This is a genomic window from Aeromonas sp. AE23HZ002T15, from assembly GCF_054165525.2.
Genome location: NZ_CM201342.1, coordinates 4,603,203 through 4,621,660, shown reverse-complemented (window position 1 = coordinate 4,621,660; position 18,458 = coordinate 4,603,203). Strand labels below are relative to the sequence as shown.

Annotated in this window: 18 protein-coding genes; 14 read left to right on the top strand and 4 right to left on the bottom strand. The window is 62.7% G+C overall.

From position 1 onward, the window contains the following. Positions 1 to 189 precede the first annotated feature (189 nt). From ACT5M9_RS21490 to ACT5M9_RS21480, 3 genes are all read left to right on the top strand, one after another. Entirely contained in the window at positions 190 to 1,476 is a 1,287-nt protein-coding gene (locus tag ACT5M9_RS21490) for a citrate synthase (RefSeq protein ID WP_438549472.1), read from the top strand. Between the two features lie 94 nt (positions 1,477 to 1,570). Further along, entirely contained in the window at positions 1,571 to 1,885 is a 315-nt protein-coding gene (locus ACT5M9_RS21485) for a DUF4377 domain-containing protein (protein WP_457979005.1), read from the top strand. A gap of 103 nt (positions 1,886 to 1,988) precedes the next feature. Then, complete coding sequence (locus tag ACT5M9_RS21480; RefSeq protein WP_457979007.1) at positions 1,989 to 2,483, top strand: GNAT family N-acetyltransferase; 495 nt, start codon at positions 1,989 to 1,991, stop codon at positions 2,481 to 2,483. 87 nt (positions 2,484 to 2,570) lie between these two features. Here ACT5M9_RS21480 and fabB read toward each other — a convergent pair whose 3' ends face one another. After that, positions 2,571 to 3,782, bottom strand: coding sequence for a beta-ketoacyl-ACP synthase I (fabB, locus tag ACT5M9_RS21475; RefSeq protein WP_457979009.1), 1,212 nt, complete (start codon positions 3,780 to 3,782; stop codon positions 2,571 to 2,573). Positions 3,783 to 3,872: 90 nt separating this feature from the next. Here fabB and mnmC point away from each other — a divergent pair, with 90 nt between their 5' ends. Then, entirely contained in the window at positions 3,873 to 5,891 is a 2,019-nt protein-coding gene (mnmC, locus tag ACT5M9_RS21470; RefSeq protein ID WP_457979010.1) for a bifunctional tRNA (5-methylaminomethyl-2-thiouridine)(34)-methyltransferase MnmC2/FAD-dependent 5-carboxymethylaminomethyl-2-thiouridine(34) oxidoreductase MnmC1, read from the top strand. A gap of 70 nt (positions 5,892 to 5,961) precedes the next feature. On the opposite strand, the gene ACT5M9_RS21465 is transcribed toward mnmC, so the two are convergent. Next, a complete protein-coding gene (locus ACT5M9_RS21465) occupies positions 5,962 to 6,558 on the bottom strand; it encodes a DUF922 domain-containing protein (protein ID WP_457979011.1) in 597 nt (198 codons plus the stop codon). A gap of 314 nt (positions 6,559 to 6,872) precedes the next feature. Between ACT5M9_RS21465 and dcuC the strand changes: the two genes are divergently transcribed. The 5 genes from dcuC (at position 6,873) to ACT5M9_RS21440 (ending at position 13,322) form a co-directional block, all read left to right on the top strand. Beyond that, on the top strand, positions 6,873 to 8,225 hold the full coding sequence (gene dcuC / locus ACT5M9_RS21460; protein WP_457979012.1) for an anaerobic C4-dicarboxylate transporter DcuC: 1,353 nt from the start codon (positions 6,873 to 6,875) through the stop codon (positions 8,223 to 8,225). Between the two features lie 124 nt (positions 8,226 to 8,349). Next, positions 8,350 to 9,999, top strand: coding sequence for a bifunctional metallophosphatase/5'-nucleotidase (locus tag ACT5M9_RS21455; RefSeq protein WP_457979014.1), 1,650 nt, complete (start codon positions 8,350 to 8,352; stop codon positions 9,997 to 9,999). A 172-nt stretch (positions 10,000 to 10,171) separates the two neighbouring features. Beyond that, on the top strand, positions 10,172 to 11,815 hold the full coding sequence (locus tag ACT5M9_RS21450; RefSeq protein WP_457979016.1) for a hypothetical protein: 1,644 nt from the start codon (positions 10,172 to 10,174) through the stop codon (positions 11,813 to 11,815). 161 nt (positions 11,816 to 11,976) lie between these two features. Further along, the gene (locus ACT5M9_RS21445) at positions 11,977 to 12,480 is read left to right on the top strand and encodes a M48 family metallopeptidase (RefSeq protein WP_457979018.1); all 504 of its coding nucleotides are present in this window, start codon (positions 11,977 to 11,979) and stop codon (positions 12,478 to 12,480) included. A 20-nt stretch (positions 12,481 to 12,500) separates the two neighbouring features. Then, positions 12,501 to 13,322: a DUF2927 domain-containing protein gene (locus ACT5M9_RS21440; RefSeq protein WP_457979020.1), complete on the top strand. Its 822-nt coding sequence runs from the start codon at positions 12,501 to 12,503 to the stop codon at positions 13,320 to 13,322. A 187-nt stretch (positions 13,323 to 13,509) separates the two neighbouring features. Here ACT5M9_RS21440 and ACT5M9_RS21435 read toward each other — a convergent pair whose 3' ends face one another. Next, entirely contained in the window at positions 13,510 to 13,758 is a 249-nt protein-coding gene (locus tag ACT5M9_RS21435; protein WP_438549483.1) for a DinI family protein, read from the bottom strand. Positions 13,759 to 14,007: 249 nt separating this feature from the next. Here ACT5M9_RS21435 and ACT5M9_RS21430 point away from each other — a divergent pair, with 249 nt between their 5' ends. Together ACT5M9_RS21430 and ykgO are read left to right on the top strand one after the other, a co-directional pair. Next, positions 14,008 to 14,277: a type B 50S ribosomal protein L31 gene (locus ACT5M9_RS21430; RefSeq protein ID WP_457979022.1), complete on the top strand. Its 270-nt coding sequence runs from the start codon at positions 14,008 to 14,010 to the stop codon at positions 14,275 to 14,277. Continuing rightward, positions 14,274 to 14,399: a type B 50S ribosomal protein L36 gene (ykgO, locus tag ACT5M9_RS21425; protein ID WP_005300174.1), complete on the top strand. Its 126-nt coding sequence runs from the start codon at positions 14,274 to 14,276 to the stop codon at positions 14,397 to 14,399. Before ACT5M9_RS21430 ends, ykgO begins: the two co-directional genes overlap by 4 nt. A 152-nt stretch (positions 14,400 to 14,551) precedes the next feature. Here ykgO and ACT5M9_RS21420 read toward each other — a convergent pair whose 3' ends face one another. Continuing rightward, a complete protein-coding gene (locus ACT5M9_RS21420) occupies positions 14,552 to 15,442 on the bottom strand; it encodes a LysR family transcriptional regulator (RefSeq protein WP_457979024.1) in 891 nt (296 codons plus the stop codon). A gap of 114 nt (positions 15,443 to 15,556) precedes the next feature. On the opposite strand from ACT5M9_RS21420, the gene ACT5M9_RS21415 reads away from it, so the two are divergent. The 3 genes from ACT5M9_RS21415 (at position 15,557) to ACT5M9_RS21405 (ending at position 18,365) form a co-directional block, all read left to right on the top strand. Continuing rightward, positions 15,557 to 16,708: a methionine aminotransferase gene (locus tag ACT5M9_RS21415; protein ID WP_457979025.1), complete on the top strand. Its 1,152-nt coding sequence runs from the start codon at positions 15,557 to 15,559 to the stop codon at positions 16,706 to 16,708. An 8-nt stretch (positions 16,709 to 16,716) separates the two neighbouring features. Continuing rightward, positions 16,717 to 17,532, top strand: coding sequence for a carbon-nitrogen hydrolase family protein (locus ACT5M9_RS21410; RefSeq protein ID WP_457979026.1), 816 nt, complete (start codon positions 16,717 to 16,719; stop codon positions 17,530 to 17,532). A 62-nt stretch (positions 17,533 to 17,594) separates the two neighbouring features. Then, on the top strand, positions 17,595 to 18,365 hold the full coding sequence (locus ACT5M9_RS21405) for an ABC transporter substrate-binding protein (RefSeq protein ID WP_457979028.1): 771 nt from the start codon (positions 17,595 to 17,597) through the stop codon (positions 18,363 to 18,365). Positions 18,366 to 18,458: the final 93 nt, after the last annotated feature.

The window sequence follows — 18,458 nt, the reverse complement described above, 5'->3', positions numbered from 1 at the left end:
AAACCAGATCTCACAACGACTTTAACAAGTCATTAATGATCATCCAGTAAAATTGACAAAGCCATCGATCTCTGGTTCAAATAAGGCGCTCCAGCCGCCGTGGTACGGGTAAGAACCTTTGCCAGCGTTATGAAAGTCGTAATAGAGTAGGACTGGAACCAAATTATAAAAGAGCAAAGGAGACGTGCTATGGCTGATAAAATAGCCACCCTACACTTGCCCGGAAAAGAGCCGGTAGAACTGCCGATCCTGTCCGGTACTGTCGGACCCGATGTCATCGACGTCAGAAAATTGGGTGCTCAAGGGTACTTCACCTTTGACCCCGGCTTCATGGCCACCGGATCCTGCAAGTCGTCCATCACCTACATCGACGGAGATCAGGGTGTCTTGCTGCACCGTGGTTATCCCATCGCCCAGTTGGCCACCCAGGCCAGCTACCTCGAAGTCTGTTACATCCTGCTCTACGGCGAGGCGCCCACCAAGACCCAATATGCGGACTTTGAACGCCTGGTCACCCGCCACACCATGGTGCACGAGCAGATCGCCTTCTTCTTCCGCGGCTTCCGTCGCGATGCGCACCCCATGGCCGTCATGTGCGGCGTGGTCAGCGCCCTGTCCGCCTTCTATCACGATGCCCTCGACATCAACAACGAGGAACACCGCGAGATCTGCGCCTTCCGTCTGCTCTCCAAGATGCCGACCCTGGCCGCCATGTGTTACAAGTACTCCATCGGTCAGCCCTTCATGCAGCCGCGCAACGCCCTCTCCTATGCAGGCAACTTCCTGCACATGATGTTTGGTGTGCCGACCGAAGAGTACAAGGTCAACCCCATCGTCGAGCGGGCCATGGATCGCATCTTCACCCTGCATGCGGATCATGAGCAGAACGCCTCCACCTCTACCGTGCGTCTGGCCGGCTCCTCCGGTGCCAACCCGTTCGCCTGTATCGCCGCGGGGATCGCCTCCCTGTGGGGTCCGGCCCACGGTGGCGCCAACGAAGCCTGCCTCAAGATGCTCGAAGAGATCGGCTCTGTGGAACGCATCCCCGAGTTCATCGCCAAGGCCAAGGACAAGAACGATCCCTTCCGCCTGATGGGCTTCGGTCACCGTGTCTACAAGAACCACGATCCCCGTGCCCAGGTCATGCGTCAGACCTGCCACGAGGTGCTGCAAGAGCTGCAGATCAAGGATCCGCTGCTGGAAGTGGCCATGGAGCTGGAACGCATCGCGCTCTCCGACCCCTACTTCATCGAGAAGAAGCTCTACCCGAACGTGGACTTCTACTCCGGCATCATCATGAAGGCCATCGGCATCCCCATGTCCATGTTCACCGTGATCTTCGCCATCTCCCGCACCATCGGCTGGATCGCCCACTGGAACGAGATGCACTCGGACCCTGATCAGAAGATCGGCCGTCCCCGTCAGCTCTACACCGGCCTGGCACAGCGTGAATTCACGCCCCTCGATCAGCGTTAATTCATCGCGGATATAAATTGTTACAAAGGCGGTCATTGACCGCCTTTTCATTTGCCGCTTTAATCGCGCCCTTTCGCACAAAGGAGAGACCCTGATGAAAGCCCCCCTGCTACTCTGTTCCACCCTCTTGCTCAGCGCCTGCCAGAACACCCCGGCCACCGAGACCCTCTACGTCAAGGATCAGCTGGCCGACTGCATCGGGGTCGCCCCCATGAAGTGCATGCAGGTACGCAGCCAGCCCGGCGAGAGCTGGAGCTTCTTCTACCAGCAGATCGAGGGCTTCACCTTCGAGCCAGGCTACAACTATCAGCTGGAAGTCACCAAGGAGCAGTTGACCGATGTGCCGGCCGACGCCTCCTCGGTGCGTTACCAGCTGATCAAGGTGGTGAGCAAGGACCCCGTTCGCTGAGTCGAGTGGGTGTCATATAGACCATATCAGTTCAATTAATCAGCACCTTATGCTAAGCTGGCTTCCCGTCATGGATTGACTCACTACGATAGCTTCAAAGGTTATGATTAACATCCGCGCCATCCGGGCTCTCGACTGGCCCGCCATCATGAAGATCCAGCACGAGTGCTATCACCAGTTCGATCCCGAGCCCCTCGAGGTGATGAGCAACAAGGCCGAACTGGCCCCGGAGTGCTGCTGGGTCGCGGAGCACCAGGGCAAGGTGCTCGGCTATCTGCTCTGCCACCCCTGGCGAGCCCGTCGCCCCCCACCCCTCTCGGTCACCATGCCGGGGCTTGCGGGCAGCGAGGAGTTCTATCTGCACGATCTTGCCGTGGCCGGCGAGGCCCGAGGCATAGGGGTGGGGCTGCGGCTGCTCGCCACCGCCCTCGCCTTCGCCAGTGAAGAGGGATTTGAACACGCGGGTCTGGTGGCGGTGCAGGATGCACCGGCCTTCTGGCGCAAGCAGGGATTCGTGCCCGCCACCACGGACAAGTCCCTGGCGGAGTACGGTGAAGGGGCCGTCTATATGAGGCTGCCGCTGACCGAGCCCGTTTGATGGGGCGCCTTGAACGATGATCTGAGCCATAAAAAAGGCGCCTTTCGGCGCCTTTTTCTATCTCAACTTTCTATCCCGATGCGAGCATCAAGCCTTGAACTTGCTGAACACCAGGGAGGCATTGGTACCGCCGAAGCCGAAGCTGTTGGACATGACGGTATTGAGGTCGGCGGTTTCGTACTCACGTACTATGGGCAGACCCACGGCCTTCTCGTCCAGGTTCTCGATGTTGATGCTGGGGGCGATGAAGCCGTGCTTCAGCATCAGCAGGGAGTAGACGGCCTCGTGCACACCGGCGGCGCCCAGGGCGTGCCCTGTCATGGCCTTGGTGGCGGAGAGCTTGGGAGCGTCGCTGCCGAACAGGGTCTGGATCGCTTCCAGCTCCTTGGTATCGCCGACCGGGGTGGAGGTGCCGTGGGTGTTGATGTAATCCACCTTGCCCACACCCTGCATCGCCATCTTCATGCAACGCACCGCGCCTTCACCGCTCGGGGCTACCATGTCGTAGCCGTCGGAGGTGGCACCGTAACCGGTGATCTCGGCGTAGATGTGAGCGCCACGGGCCAGGGCGTGTTCCAGCTCCTCGACCACCAGGATGCCGCCGCCGCCGGAGATGACGAAGCCGTCGCGATCCGCATCATAGGTACGGGAGGCTTTTTCCGGGTTGTCGTTGTACTTGGTGGACAGGGCACCCATGGCGTCGAACTGGATGGTGGAAGACCAGTCCAGCTCCTCGCCGCCGCCGGCGAAGACGATGTCCTGCTTGCCGAGCTGGATCAGTTCCAAGGCGTGGCCGATGCAGTGGGCAGAGGTCGCGCAGGCAGAGCTGATGGTGTAGTTCACACCCTTGATCTTGAACGGAGTCGCGAGACAGGCGGAGGTGGTGGAGGACATGGTGCGCGGCACCATGTAGGGGCCCACACGCTTGACGCCCTTCTCACGGGCGATGTCCGCTGACTCCGAGGTATTCTTGCCGGAGGCGCCGCCGGAACCGGTGACGATACCGGTACGCTCGTTGGAAACCTGATCCTCTGCCAGACCCGCATCTTCGATGGCCTGCTGCATGGAGAGATAGGCGTAGGCCGCGGCGTCACCCATGAAACGCATGACTTTACGGTCGATCAGTTCAGACGGATCGAGTTTGATGTTACCCCAGACACGGCTACGCAGGTTGTACTGTTCAAACTGCTCGGAATAGGTGATGCCGGATTTGCCTGCTTGCAGGGAGGCCAGCACTTCTTCCTTGTTGTTGCCGATACTGGAGATGACGCCGATACCGGTGATCACTGCTCTTCTCATTAATTCATCTCGTCTGGAAAAACTGGCACCGAGTCTACCCGCTTTCGGCTGCCAAACTGGTCTGCTTTCACGTAGAATGCCCGCGATTTTATGACGCGAGCAGAGGAAAACGTGAGTCAAACATCCTTACATCATGCCCGATTGGACTGGAATGAAGCGGGAACTCCAGTCTCCAGTGAGTTCGGGGATGTGTACTTTTCCAATGATAACGGTCTAAGTGAAACCCGCTACGTCTTTTTGCAGCAAAATCGCCTGCCAGAGCGATTTTCGCACCACGATAGTGACAGTTTCGTGATTGGTGAAACAGGTTTCGGCACCGGTCTTAACTTTCTGGCGACAATGGCTGCGTTTCTGGAACAGGCCGTCGATCCCGCCCGCTGCCCGCGTCTGCACTTCATCAGCTTCGAAAAATACCCCCTCACCCGGGACGATCTCTGCAAGGCGCTGGCGGCCTGGCCCGAACTCGCGCCTTTGAGCAGTGAGCTTATCGCCCAATGGCCCTTGCCGGTCGAAGGCTGTCACCGTCTGTCGTTTGCCGGCGGCCGGATCCGCCTCGATCTCTGGCTCGGTGACATCAAGGAGACGCTGCCGCAGGTGCCCCACCCGGCAAAAGGGCTGGTGGATGCCTGGTATCTGGACGGTTTCTCCCCGGCCAAGAATCCCGAGATGTGGACGCAACAGCTGTTTGACGGCCTCGCTCGCCTCGCCCGCCCCGCCGCCACCATCTCCACCTTTACCTGCGCCGGCTTCGTGCGCCGGGGGCTGATCGACGCCGGCTTCGCCATGAAGAAGGTGAAGGGCCACGGCAGCAAGCGGGAGATGCTGGCGGGGATGCGGGAAGAGAAGGCCCCGGACAGCACCATAGCGCCCTGGTACGCACGCCCGGCAGGCCGGGAGGGGGAAACCCTCATCATCGGCGGCGGCATCGCCTCGGCCATGACGGCCCTCTCCCTCACGGAGCGGGGCCGGGCCGTCACCCTGCTGTGCGCAGACGCTGAACCCGCCACTGGAGCCTCCGGTAACCGCCAGGGGGCGCTCTATCCCCTGCTCAACGGTGAGCACGACGCCCTGTCGCGTTTCTATGCCCTGGCCTTCGGCTATGCGAGAAACCGGCTGCTCTCCCTGAGCGATCGCCACCCCATCGCCTTCGAACTCGGTGGTGTGGTGCAGCTTGGCTACGACGACAAATCTGCCGCCAAGCTCGCCAAGATGGCTCAGGGCCCCTTCCCGCCGGAGCTGATGCAAGCCCTCGACGTCGCGGGGGCCAAGCAGGCATGCGGCCTGTCCTGCGGCCATGGCGGCGTCGGCTACCCCATGGGCGGCTGGCTCTGCCCGGCAGACTTGACCCAGGCGGCCTTGGCCGAGGCCATGCAGAGCGGCTTGTTACAGATAACGTACGGCGCCGAAGTCACGACCATCCACGAGCAGGCGGATGGCTGGCAGGTGGAGAGCAGTGACGGCCGCCACTGGCAGGCGCCGAATCTGGTGGTGGCTGCCGGCCATCGACTGCCCGCCCTCATCCCCTTCGCCGAGCTGCCCCTCTACCCGGTGCGCGGCCAGGTGAGCCATGTGCCGACCACGGCGCGGTTAAGCGAGCTCAGGACTGTGCTCTGCTACGACGGCTATCTCACCCCGGCTCACGACGGCGCCCATTGCATCGGCGCCAGCTATGGCCGCAACCAGACCGATCTGGGGTATAGCGCCGAGGAACAGGTGCAAAACCAGGCGCGGCTGCAAGCCTGCCTGCCGGACGAGATCTGGCCAAGCGAGGTGGATGTGAGCGGTGGCGAGGCCAGGGTGGGTGTGCGCTGCGCCAGCCGGGATCATCTGCCGGTGGCGGGGCCAGTCGCCCGATTGGCAGGGCTTGCCGATCACTACGCCAGGCTGCAGTCTGATCCCGATAATGCAGCGCCCCTGCCCCTCCATACGGGGCTCTATGTGCTGGGAGCGCTCGGCTCCCGGGGCCTCTGCTCGGCGCCGCTCTGTGGTGAGCTGGTCGCGAGCGAGATCTGCGGCGACCCCCTGCCGCTGCCCGCCGATCTGCTGGAAGCCCTCCACCCTGCCCGCTACTGGGTGCGCAAGCTGCTCAAGGGCAAGCCCCTGAACTGAGGGGCATGCGATTCGCCAAAATAAAAACGGGCTACCCCTGGGTAGCCCGTTTTTTAAGCCTTGCGGCGGCTCAACGCCAGATCAGCCCCAGCTTGCGACCACCGTCGGTCTGCTGGGCCAAGGTGGCGAAACGGGTGCGGGTCTGATCGAGCACCGCCTGCCCCTGTTGCCACCCCTGGTATTGCAGGGCGGCGCAATCCTGCGTTACCGGCAACTGGGTGAGCCGAATGCCGAGCTGGCTGACGCTCTCCAGCAGTATGTCCTTGTGGCGGCTCTCGTAGTCGAACATGGCGGCCACCAGCTTGTCCCACTTCTGGCGCTCGGCGGCGGAGGCCCTGGCCTTGTCCATCCAGTTCGGCACCCGCACCCGGATACGGGCGGTCACGCTGGCCTGATCCAGCTCGCAGCGTGCCGCCGTTGGCCTGGTCTGCAACTGCCAGGAGAGCTGATAGCTCGCCTTGCCGATGTGACCGTCCGCCTGGGTGGGGGACAAGGAGGCGATCTGGCGCATCAGAGTGGCGACGTCCGGCCCAGAGACCTTGTAAAACTGAAAATCGACCTTGATGTCGGGCGCCACCCGAATACCGGCATAATGGGAAGCCTGTGCCCCGCATGAGGCGGCATACGCCAGCGTTGCCGCCATCCCAATCTTGCTGAAGAGTCCCATCTGTCCGCTGCCTTGCTCCTTGTGAGTCCGGCGTAATTTCGATTAAGAATCAATGAATTAATACTCAAAGATGGAGATTACCCGCGATCGATACGACTGTCACCTGCTGTCGCGTCGCCGCCCTGGTAAATGCGCAATATGTGATCACGCAGGCAGGGGGCAGAGTGAAAGATCTGGAGATAGATCAAAGAAAAATACTACTTTCGAGCTAATAATCAGCACGATTTTTTGCGGAGCAGGGTAAAGCTGGTCAGATCTGCGTCAATGCGGGCAGGCCCGGGCTCCACCGTTACTCGTACTCAGGAACTTAATCTATGATGGAACTCCTTATCGGCACCCTGGTCACCCTGGCCGTGGGTCGCTACATATTCAAAGGCTACTCTGCCACCGGGGTGCTGCTCAGCGGCGGCCTGCTGCTGCTGGCCATCACGGCCCTGATGGGCAAGGCCGTGCTGCCCGCCAGCGTCACCTCCACCGGCCATGTGGCCACCGACGTGTTCGAGTACGTGCGCTTCCTGCTGGTGGACCGTGGTGGTGGCCTCGGCATGCTGATCATGGTGCTGTGTGGCTTCGCCGGTTACATGAGCCACATAGGTGCCAACACCATCTTGGTGAAACTCGCGAGCAAGCCCCTTGGCATCATCAAGTCCCCCTATATCCTGCTGGTCGCCGCCTACCTGGTGGCCTGCGCCATGTCGCTCGCCGTGAGCTCGGCCACCGGTCTGGGAGTACTCCTGATGGCGACCCTGTTCCCGCTCATGGTCAACATGGGGATCTCCCGCGGCGCGGCGGCGGCGGTGTGCGCCTCCCCGGCTGCCATCATACTGGCACCCACCTCCGGGGACGTGGTGATGGCGGCCCAGGCGGCCAACATGGATCTCATCGAGTTCGCCTTCAAGCTGACCCTGCCGATCTCCCTGGCTGCCATCGCCGCCATGGCGGTGACCCACTTCTTCTGGCAGCGCTATCTGGACAGAAAGTCCGGCGAACACAATGCGCCTGTGGCGCCGAGCGATCTCATCACGGACGCCCCCGGTTTCTACGCCATCCTGCCCTTCACCCCCATCATCGGCGTGCTGCTGTTTGACGGCAAGGTCGGGCCCAAGCTCGACATCGTCACCATCATCGTCATCTGTCTGGTGCTGGCCGCCCTGCTGGAGCTGGTGCGCAAACGCGACGGCAAAGAGCTGCTGGACGGCCTGCAGGTGTGCTGGCGCAGCATGGCGGACGCCTTCGCCGGCGTGGTCATGCTCTTGGTGGGGGCCGGGGTCTTCGCCCAGGGGCTGATGGGGCTCGGCTTCATCGCAAACCTCTTGGATCTCGCCCAGAGCTTTGGCACCGGCGGCATCGTCATCATGCTGGTACTGGTGGTCATCACCACCCTGGCCGCCTTCACCACGGGCTCGGGCAATGCGCCCTTCTACGCCTTCGTGGAATTGATCCCCCATCTGGCCACCAGCCTCGGGGTCAACCCGGCCTATCTGGTCATCCCCATGCTGCAGGCCTCCAACCTGGGGCGCACCATCTCCCCGGTCTCCGGCGTGGTGGTCGCCTGTGCGGGCATGGGTAATCTGTCGCCGTTCGAGGTGGTCAAGCGCACCTCCTTGCCGGTGGGCGTCGGCCTGCTGGTGGTGATCCTCGCCACCCAGATCCTGGTGCCCGCTTAAGTACTGGATTAAGTGCTGGCTTAAGCACCAGCCTGATCTGCCACCAGCCCGGCGCCCGCCGGGCTGGTATCTCCCCCCTCCCCTGGAGTAGACTCGGTGCTCTTTTTCTCTAAGGAGGACCGAAATGAGTATTACGGTTCAACTTGCCCACTTCAGTGACTGCCACTCCCATTTCGACGGCGCCCCCATGCGCTTTTCCCCGGCCGGTGAGTCCGAGTGGCGCACCCAGTGCGGCGGCTACGCCCGCATCCTGAGCAGGCTCAAGGCCCTGCGCCAGCAAGCGGCGGCCGCCGGCCAGACTTGCCTCTTCCTGCACGGCGGCGACACCTTCCAGGGCTCCCTCTATTTCAACCGCTTCAAGGGGAGGGCCAACGCGGATCTGCTGCGCCTGCTGGCCCCGGATGCCATGGTGATCGGCAACCACGAGTTCGATCTCGGCAACGGCCCCCTGGTGGAGTTCCTGCGCCAGCTCGACTTCCCGGTGCTGGCGGCCAACCTCGACAGCAGCCAGGAGCCGACCGACACGCCGCTGAAGCTCCAGGGGCTGCCCAAGCTCCATGACGCCAGCCATCCCTGGCACCTGAGGGTCATCGGCGGCGTCCCCTTCGCCCTGCTCGGCATCACCCTGCCCCAGATGGCCGCCATCGCGAACCCGGATGCCCACACCCATTTTCGCGGCATCGAGGAGACCCTCACCCGGGCCCTTGGGGAGATCCGGGCCCAGGGGATCCGCCACATCATCCTTTTGAGCCACCTCGGCCTCGAGCAGGACAAGAAGCTGGCGGTGCGTTTCCCCGAGCTCAGCCTCATCATTGGCGGTCACACCCACAGCCAGCTGGGTGATCTCGCCCCCCTCGGCCTGGCGAGCGAGGGCAGCTACCCCTTGATGGTCGAGGGGGTCGCCATCCTGCACGCCGCCCACAGCGCCCTCTGCCTCGGGGTGTGCGAGCTGGAGTTCAACGAGTTCGGCCGGATCAGGCGCAGCCGCGGCCAGCTGGAGTGGCTGCCCTGGCAGCCCTGGCCCTTCGATTCAGCGCCGCCGGCAGGCCTCACCTTCTGCGAGCCCGATCCCGAGATAGAGCAGATCCTGGCCAAACGCTATCGTCCCGAGCTCGAGACCATGACCCAGCGGGTGGTGACCCGGCTCACCGCTCCGCTCCATCACCAGCGCCTGCCCGATGCCGACTACCCCGCCGGCAGCCAGGTTGCCCCTTTGGTGGCCGGCGCCATGCTGGCAGCCGCCCGCGAGCAGGTGGGTCAGGTGGACTTCGCCCTGCACAACGCAGGGGGCGTGCGCTGCTCCCTGGAACCTGGCCCCCTGAGCGAGGCGGACATCGCCGGGCGTCTGCTGCCCTTTGCCATCCCGCTGACCCTCTACCGGGTTCACGGTCATGAGCTCGCCGAGGCGCTGGAGGGGGCCATCGACAACGCCACCAACAACGGCGTCATCGGTAATGGCAACGGCAGCTTCCCCTATACCGCCGGGGTGCGTTTCAGCTACCGGGCAGAGAACCCCAAGGGGCGCCGTATTACCCGGCTGGAGTGGGAACCAAGTCCGGGCCAATGGCTGTCGGTCGAGCCGGATGCCATCTATCGCGGCGTCTCCAGCGCCTACACCGCCTCCGGCAAGGAGGGCTACACAGCCTTGGCGCGCACCCTGACCCAACACAATCAGGAGCTCGGCATCACCTTGGCGGATGCCTTTATCCGCTGGGCCCGCCATCTGCCATCCCTGACCACGTTGCCGGCACTGGTGGAGTATCAGGGCGGCTGAGTCAGCCCCGCACGAAATTCGGCTAAAAACCTCACCTGAAGTACCGCTTTCTTGCCTGAAAGCGGTACTTTTATAAATAATTTCAGACACATTTCCCTATCCCATTGCATCAGGCAATCAGGCTCGGCAAGATAGGCCCGCTTTTTGTCTTCCCTGCAGGAACAGGTCACCCATGAATCACGCCATCCGTTTTACCCCACAGCGCCACAACCCGGGGCTCAAGCCACTGGTGATCCTGCTCACCGCCTTGATGGCACTGCTGTTCTGCCTGCGCAACCCGCTGTTCCATGGCATGGCACCGGGCTTCGACGCCTCGCTGTTCGCGGTGATGGGCAAGATGTGGAGCGAGGGGGGCGTGCTCTATCGGGACATGATCGACATCAAGGGCCCCATGATCTTCGCCCTGGATGCGCTGGGCTACGGGATGGGTGGCTTCTTCGGGATCTGGCTGCTGGAGTGGGCTCTGTGCTGGCTCGGGCTGCTCGCCAGCTGGCAGGCCTTCGCCCAACTCGGCCTCTCCCTGCGCGCCCGCCTCGGCAGCATGCTGGCGCTGCTGGCGCTCTACGGCACCCGCTACTACTACGGCAACATGACCGAGGACTGGACATTCCATCTGGCCCTCATCGCCCAGTGGGCCTTCATCACCATGCTGCTGGACAAGCGCTTCAGCTGGGGACCCGCCCTGGTGGCGGCCCTCACCTTCGCCATCGTCGCCTGGATGCGCACCAACAACGGCGCCTTCTGGGGAGCCTGGTATCTGGTGCTGTTCTGCACCTGGTGCCTGCGTGAGCAGTGGCGCTGCGCCTTCGCCCTGCTCTTCTCCAGCCTGCTGGGGCTGGTGCTGGTCGGTGGCCCGCTGTTTGCCTACTTCCAGCACCATGGCTTGCTGGCCGAGTTCCAATATTACGCCTTCGGCATCTTCTTCGAGGGTAGCTACGGCAACGGCTTCTCCCCCGAGGTCGGCAGCGTCGGCCTGCTGCGCACCGGCCTCGTCATGCTGCTGCCCGCCTTCATCCTGCTGATGCTGAGCCGTCGCCAGGAGTGGTACCTGCCTGCCCTGTCTGCCACCTTGCTCGGGGTGCTGTTCACCCTGATAGCCAACTCTGTCTCCGGCCATGTGTTCGATCACTACGACGTTCTCTATTTGCAGCTCGGCCTGTTGCCGCTGGCCTGCCTGCTGGATCGCAGCGAACAGCAGTCCGATCTCCTCGGCCTGCTCTGCATCTCCCTGGTGGTGCTGACCGCCAGCTGGCTGCTGGCCCAGCAGCTCGGCTACGGCTGGAGCACCAAGGAGTGGTCCCTTGAACGGGTGAGAGAAGTGCTCGGCAACAGCCTGCTGTGGGCCCTGCCCGTGCTGATCCTGGTGCCCCTGTGGCGCGCCTGGGATGTGCGCAGCGCCACCCCCTGGCTCGCCTCCCTGGCCATGCTGGCCCTGCTGCTCAACAACGCCTGGGAAGGCAACCAGAAGGGCAAGCCGTTCAACCCGCCGGCCCAGGTGCGGGTCGATCGGATCAAGGCCGAGACCACGCCCGCCGACAAGATCTGGGTCGACGGCATCCAGCCGCAATATTACCTCTGGACCGATCGCCAGCCGGCGTCCGCCTACCTCTTCTTCGCCAACGTCAACCCGCCCTATGACGTGCGCGAGCGGGTGCTGGCTGATCTCAAGCGCCAGGATCCCAAGTTCATCATCGCCAAGCCGGAACGAGTCGCGGACGAGCTGAAAAAACCGAACTCCCCCTCCAGCCTCGCCTTCTATCAATACCTCACCGAGCGCTATGAAGCGGTGGACCCCGGCCTCTATCGTCGACGCTGACCCGGTTCGCTTTGATTGATACACGGCGAAGGGCCGTCATTGGCAACGATGACGGCCCTTGTCATGAGTGGCGAGAAAGAGTGCGAGGGATAGCCGCGGTGTTCAAGCCGGTGCGTCATGATTACAATGACGCTCTTTTTTGATGTGACGAGTAAGGACCCATGGCGGAACTGACCTATCTGGGAGGCTACCCAGAGCCCCTCAAGGCCCAGGTGCAACAGCTGATTGCGGCAAACAAGCTCGGCGAGGTACTGGCCAAGCGCTACCCGGAGACCCACCTCATCCAGAGTGACAAGGCGCTGCTGGCCTACACCATGGAGCTCAAGAACCGCTACCTCAAGAGTTCGGCCCCGCTCTCCAAGGTGATCTTCGATGGCAAGATCAACGTGATCAAGGATGCCCTCGGCCTGCACACCTATGTCAGCCGGGTGCAGGGCAACAAGCTCAAGGCCAAGAACGAGATCCGTATCGCCGCCCTGTTCAAGGAAGCCCATCCTGCGTTCCTGAAGATGATAGTGGTGCACGAGTTGGCCCACCTGAAGGAGAAAGATCACAACAAGAGCTTTTACCAGCTCTGTCAGCATATGGAACCGGACTATCATCAACTGGAGTTCGATCTCAGGCTCTGGCTCACCTGGCGCGACCTTGAGCGGAGCAAAAGCTGATCAGGTTGCAAGGAGGCAGCATGTTCCCATGGCGACACAGTTCCAAACGATCCGCCCACCACCTGATGGGGCCCTGGTTGGCCGCCGCCTGGCTGGCATGGCTGCCTGGCCTCCCCCTGCAGGCCGCCGCCCGCTGGCAGAGCGATGAATATCTCATCCAGAGCTTCATGGAAGTCGCCATGAAGCGTGAATACGGCCATGAGGCCCAGATCCGCTTCTCCCGCTGGCAGGCCCCCATCCGCCTCAAGCTCATCAACGAGTTTGGCGACAAGCCCCTGCAGGCCGAGGTGGTCAGGGTGCAAAGCCAGCATCTGGCCCGGATCACCGGCCAGCCCATCAAGCTGGTGGAGACTAACCCCAACCTCACCCTCATCATGACGCGCCACCAGCAGATGGCGAGCTGGGCCAACCGCACCATAGGCCAGGGTGGCTCCGTCAAGATCGCCCTCAAGGAGGGGATCTGCCTGGCCAACTTCGCCACCAACCCCAGCTTTGAGATAGCCCGCGCCACCATCATCATTCCGGTGGATTACAGCCGGGACAAGGGGCGCTTCCTGGACTGCGTGGTGGAGGAGCTCACCCAGGTGATGGGGCTGCCCAACGACTCGGACAAGGTCTTTCCCTCCATCTTCAACGACCACAGCATCGACAGCTTCCCCACCGGGCTCGACTATGTGCTGCTCAAGCTCGCCTACCACCCGGCCCTGCGCTCGGGCATGACAGCGGACGAGGTGCGGGCCGCCCTGCCCGCCGCCATCAAGACCCTGCGAGCCAATGGCGACATCGCCCAGGCCGATCAGCGGGTACAGATAGAGAGTCTGAAACGCTGGGCCGGGCTCTAACCAACCCCATGCCAGCAGTCGGCAGTCGGCAGTCGGCAGTCGGCAGTCGGCAGTCGGCAGTCGGCAGTCGGCAGTCACATCTTTCGGCTTGAGCGCCGCCACGCCATCAACAAAAAACGCAGCCAAAGCTGCGTTTTTTGTCATCGCAAGAGGCGCGGATACCTGCCTCTGCCCGGTGATTGGGGGATCAGGCGTGTTGCTCCTCCGGCATCCAGCTGTCGGCGTTTTCCCACACCTCCTGCACCATGGCCTCCGCCAGCTCCTTGTCCTCCTTGCTGGCACGGCTGACCGTCAAGGCCATGGCACTGCCCGGCGCCACCCGCACATGCAGATCGGGGAATTTCTCACCCAGCTGCTTGAGCAGCTCCTGGCGCAGCGCCTCCATGGTCGAGGTGGGGATCTGATGTTTCTTGTCGATGATGATTTCCAGACGCATAGGATACTTCTCCATGATGGTTGACTGTATTTTTATACAGCAAAATGAAAAAGTAAAGTCCCCTCATCACCCTCTCATGCGGGTGCTCCAAGCAGTGTGTCGCTAGCCCTCTCCGCTCCCAGGCCGAGTATTCCCCTGTCTGACCGCTTCGCCTCAAGGGGCAACACCCGCCACATCAGAAAAGTGTTGATATTGATTCTCATCTGTCGCAACATGCTTATGTTATAATATAACATCACAGGATGAGTCATGCGCCCCAATATCCACCCCGAATACCGCCAGGTTCTGTTTCACGACCTGACCACCAATACCCACTTCCTGATCGGCTCCACCCTCAAGACCGATCGCACCAAGCAGTGGGAAGATGGCAATACCTACCCCTATGTGACGCTGGATGTGTCCAGCGCCTCCCACCCCTTCTATACGGGCAAGCAGAAACAGGTTGGCAAGGAGGGACAGGTGGCCCGCTTCGGCCAGCGCTTCGGTCAGTTCATGAACAGAGGAAAAGAAAAATCATGAAAGTGCTCTCCTCCCTGAAATCCGCCAAGTCACGCCATCCGGATTGCCAGATTGTGCGTCGCCGCGGCAAGTTGTTCGTGATCTGCAAGAGTAATCCGCGCTTCAAGGCTCGCCAGCGCTGAGTCCTGCCCCACTCCCGGCCCGCTGGCCGGGAGTGGCCATTCCAGGTCACCCAGGATGGCACTCATGGGCGGCCCCTCTTCTCTTCCCTCATCACAGTGGCGTCATGCCGTGGCATGAGCCATTCCCACTCCCTCAGCTACGGCCGCAAGGCTTATGGGCCTGGATGGCTGCCCTGCAACCAGTGGCTGACCTGAGTCACGCCGGGGCGCTGATTGTCGGGGCGCACCAGCAAGGCATATTCGTGATCCGTGCCGAGCACCAGATCAAAGGGCGCCACCAGGGTACCTCTCTCCAGCTCCTCCGCCACTATGGTGGGATCGCCGAGGGAGAGGCCAAAGCCCTGCAGGGCGGCGTTCATCGCGAGATCCAGGGTATCGAACAGCTGCCCTCCCTGAGGTTGCCAGGGAGTGTCGAGAAAAGCGGCGAACCAGTTGCGCCAATCCCGCCTGTCCGTACTGGCATGGAGCAGGGGCAGCAGGGGTAGCTCCTCGATGGAGCGTTCGAACAGGCCATGCTTTTGCGCAAAGGCGGGAGCGCAGATGGGGGTCAATCGCTCCCGAAACAGCGGCTGGCTGTGAGCATATCTGGCTTGGCTGGATTGATAGACGATGGCGAGATCGAAGGACTCACGGGAAAAATCGATGCCGTGGCTGTGGCTGCCCCGCACTTCGACCTCATCCCCCTCGAACGCTTGCAGCCGGCGCAGCAGCCAGCGACTGGCGCAGGAGGGCACCTTGATGCTGATGGCCTTCTCATGGGCCAGGGCTTGCAGGGCGCAGAGCCCCTCCCCCATGCGCGCCAGCCCTTCCCTGACGAAGGGCAGCAGGCGCTCGGCGGCCGGGGTCAGGCTCAGGCAACGGGTACCGCGCAGGAAGAGCAGATGACCGAGGCGCTCCTCCAACTGGGCTATCTGCTTGCTCACCGCCCCCTGGCTCACGCACAGCTCATCGGCTGCTAGGGTGAAGCTCAGGTGGCGAGCGGCACACTCGAATACTTGCAAGCCGTAGAGGGGAAGGTGGCTGCGGGGTGGGCTGGTCAACATTCAAGCCTCCATGCTTGAGAAAAACTCATGCATAACATGCCGAATAATCCGTTGTCCGGCAAGCCTTGGGGAGGCTAAAAAGAGGCATCTTCCACACACTCAGGTGACGGCGCCATGTCTTCCCCCCGCATTCTAAGCAAACTGCCCCAGGTGGGTACCACCATCTTCAGCGTCATCGGTGATCTGGCCGCCCGTCACCCCAGCATCAACCTCTCCCAGGGGGCGCCGAGTTTCCCCTGCGATCCCGACCTCATCCGGGTCACCCATGAGGCCATGCTGGCCGGGGAGAACCAGTACGCCCCTATGACCGGCTTGCCCGAACTGCGCGAGCAACTGGCGACCAAGATCGCCACCAGCTACGGCCACCACTATGACGCCGGCGAGGAGATCACCATCACCGCCAGCGCCAGCGAGGCCCTGTTCTGCGCCATCACGGCCCTGGTGCATCCGGGGGACGAGGTGATCATGTTCGAGCCGGCCTTTGACAGCTACCGTCCCATGATCCAGTTGCAGGGTGCCACTCCCGTGGTGATCGCCCTCAAGGCACCGGGCTTCGCCATCCCCTGGGACGAGGTCGCGGCTCGCATCACGCCCCGCACCCGCATGATAGTGCTCAACACCCCCCACAATCCCACCGGCACCGTCTGGCAGGCGGGGGATCAGGAGCGCCTGGCCCGCCTGGTGCGCGGCACCGACATCGTCATCCTCTCGGATGAGGTGTATGAGCACGTGGTGTTCGATGGCGCCCTGCACCAGAGCGTCATCCGCTACCCGGAGCTGGTGGAGCGCTCCGTCGCCGTCTTCTCCTTCGGCAAGACCTTCCACGTCACCGGCTGGCGGGTGGGTTACTGCGTGGCTCCCCGCCCCCTGATGGAGGAGATCCGCAAGGTGCACCAGTTCGCCATGTTTGCCGCCGATACCCCCATGCAGTACGGTTTCGCCCACCTGTTGCAGCAACCGGCCCACTATCAGGGGCTGGCCGCCTTCTACCAGCGCAAGCGGGATCTGCTGGTCTCGGCCCTGAGGGATTCGCGCTTCACGCTTCTGCCCTCGGCCGGCAGCTTCTTCATGCTGGCCAGCTACGAGCGCATCAGCGACGAGGCGGACAGCCTGTTCGTGCAGCGGCTCATTCGCGAGCACAGGGTCGCCACCATTCCCGTATCCGCCTTCTATCACGACGGCACGGATCAGCGGGTCATCCGCCTCTCCTTCTCCAAGGATGACGACACCCTGCTGGCGGGCGCCGAGCGCCTGTGCGGCGTCTAGGAGGTTCGATGGATAGCGTGCGCGTTGCCGTGTTGCAGATGGTGTCGGGGGATGATCTTGCCCACAACCTGGTCCAGGCCGAGGCGCTGCTGCGCCAGGCCGCGGCCGAGGGGGCCGAGTTTGCCCAGTTGCCCGAGTATTTCTACCTGATGCCCGAGGATGAGCGGGCGCGGGTCGCCCTGGCCGCCCCGGTGGAGGATCACCCCCTGCTCGCCTGGGCGCAAGAGCTGGCGTGGGAGCTCGGGCTCTGGATCCTGGCGGGCACACTGCCGCTGGCAAGCGAGGAGCCCGGCAAGATGCACAACAGCAGCCTGCTGATCGACCCCCAAGGGCAACTGGCCAGCCGCTATGACAAGTTGCACCTGTTCGGCTTTTGCACCGACAACGAGCGCTACGACGAGGCCGCCACCATGAGTCCGGGCCGGCAGGTGGTGAGCCATCCTCTGCCCTGGGGCCTGCTGCGTCTGGGGATCTGCTACGACCTGCGCTTCCCCGAGCTGTTTCGACTCGATCCCGCCCCCGATTTCATCGCCCTGCCCGCCGCCTTCACCCACACCACGGGGGAGGCCCACTGGGAGCTGTTGCTGCGAGCCCGGGCGGTGGAGAACCTGGCGTTCGTGCTGGCCTCCGCCCAGGGCGGCCATCATCCGGGGGGGCGCCGCACCTTCGGCCACAGCATGATCATCGATCCCTGGGGCCGGGTGCTGGCCCGGATCGAAGAGGGTCAGGGCATGGCCATCGCCACCCTGGATCTGGCCGCCCAGCGCAAGGTGCGCAGCCAGCTGCCGGCCCTCAACCATCGCAAGATATCCGTCGGCCCTTGAGGCCGGTACATTCACGACCATCGGCATGACGCCACAGACACCACAACTGCAAGGGACTGACCATGAAACTCAACACAGCCATGATGCTGGTGGCCCTGGCCACCGCCGGCCAGGCCGCCGCCAAACCCCTGGTGATCGCCACCGATGCCACCTACCCCCCCTTCGAGATGATCGACAGCAGCGGCAAGCTCGGCGGCTTCGAAGTGGATCTCGCCTACGCCCTGTGCGCGGCCATGAAGACCGAGTGCGAGGTGATCAACCAGCCCTGGGACGCCCTGCTGCCGGGCCTGCAGGTGCGCAAGTACGACGCCATCATGTCCTCCATGAACATCACGGACGAGCGGCGCCAGAAGGTGGACTTCAGCCAGGTCTATTACATGATGCAGAACCGCTTCGTGGGGCGTAGCGACAAGGCAGCCACCTTCGCCGACGACCAGGCTCACTTCAAGGGCAAGGTGATAGCGGTGCAGGAGGGGACCCCCCAGGACAACTTCATCACGGCCCGTTACGGGGAGGTGGCCAGCATCAAACGCTACGTCAACGCCCAATCTCCCATGCTGGATCTGCAGTCCGGCCGCGCCGATTACACCTTCGGCAACATGGTGCAGCTGAAAGTGGGCTTCCTCGACAAGGAGATGGGCAAACAATTCGCCTTCGTCGGCCCCCAGTTCAACGGCACCCAGGACAAGATTTTGGGTGAAGGGGTCGCGGTGGCGCTGCGCAAGAACGACGCCAGGCTCAAGGGTCAGTTCGATGCCGCCATCGACAGCGTCAAGGCGGATGGCACCTTCGATCAGCTGCTCAAGAAGTATCAGCTCGAAGATCTGCTCTGAGTGCCCATGGCCAGTAAATGACAAGGGAGGGAGGCACCATGCCTCCCTCCCTTTTCTCCTTCATCACGGCGAGCGAGGCTCCGTGCGCTTGGT

Bases quoted from the DNA above. Each gene is read 5' to 3' on its own strand.
- ACT5M9_RS21485 (WP_457979005.1), top strand. From the start codon at position 1,571: ATGAAAGCCCCCCTGCTACTCTGTTCCACCCTCTTGCTCAGCGCCTGC.
- ACT5M9_RS21420 (WP_457979024.1), bottom strand. From the start codon at position 15,442: ATGTTGACCAGCCCACCCCGCAGCCACCTTCCCCTCTACGGCTTGCAA.
- ACT5M9_RS21455 (WP_457979014.1), top strand. From the start codon at position 8,350: ATGAGTATTACGGTTCAACTTGCCCACTTCAGTGACTGCCACTCCCAT.
- ACT5M9_RS21480 (WP_457979007.1), top strand. From the start codon at position 1,989: ATGATTAACATCCGCGCCATCCGGGCTCTCGACTGGCCCGCCATCATG.
- ACT5M9_RS21410 (WP_457979026.1), top strand. From the start codon at position 16,717: ATGGATAGCGTGCGCGTTGCCGTGTTGCAGATGGTGTCGGGGGATGAT.
- ACT5M9_RS21430 (WP_457979022.1), top strand. From the start codon at position 14,008: ATGCGCCCCAATATCCACCCCGAATACCGCCAGGTTCTGTTTCACGAC.
- fabB (WP_457979009.1), bottom strand. From the start codon at position 3,782: ATGAGAAGAGCAGTGATCACCGGTATCGGCGTCATCTCCAGTATCGGC.
- mnmC (WP_457979010.1), top strand. From the start codon at position 3,873: ATGACGCGAGCAGAGGAAAACGTGAGTCAAACATCCTTACATCATGCC.
- ACT5M9_RS21450 (WP_457979016.1), top strand. From the start codon at position 10,172: ATGAATCACGCCATCCGTTTTACCCCACAGCGCCACAACCCGGGGCTC.
- ACT5M9_RS21445 (WP_457979018.1), top strand. From the start codon at position 11,977: ATGGCGGAACTGACCTATCTGGGAGGCTACCCAGAGCCCCTCAAGGCC.
- ykgO (WP_005300174.1), top strand. From the start codon at position 14,274: ATGAAAGTGCTCTCCTCCCTGAAATCCGCCAAGTCACGCCATCCGGAT.
- ACT5M9_RS21465 (WP_457979011.1), bottom strand. From the start codon at position 6,558: ATGGGACTCTTCAGCAAGATTGGGATGGCGGCAACGCTGGCGTATGCC.
- ACT5M9_RS21435 (WP_438549483.1), bottom strand. From the start codon at position 13,758: ATGCGTCTGGAAATCATCATCGACAAGAAACATCAGATCCCCACCTCG.
- ACT5M9_RS21490 (WP_438549472.1), top strand. From the start codon at position 190: ATGGCTGATAAAATAGCCACCCTACACTTGCCCGGAAAAGAGCCGGTA.
- ACT5M9_RS21440 (WP_457979020.1), top strand. From the start codon at position 12,501: ATGTTCCCATGGCGACACAGTTCCAAACGATCCGCCCACCACCTGATG.
- ACT5M9_RS21405 (WP_457979028.1), top strand. From the start codon at position 17,595: ATGAAACTCAACACAGCCATGATGCTGGTGGCCCTGGCCACCGCCGGC.
- ACT5M9_RS21415 (WP_457979025.1), top strand. From the start codon at position 15,557: ATGTCTTCCCCCCGCATTCTAAGCAAACTGCCCCAGGTGGGTACCACC.
- dcuC (WP_457979012.1), top strand. From the start codon at position 6,873: ATGATGGAACTCCTTATCGGCACCCTGGTCACCCTGGCCGTGGGTCGC.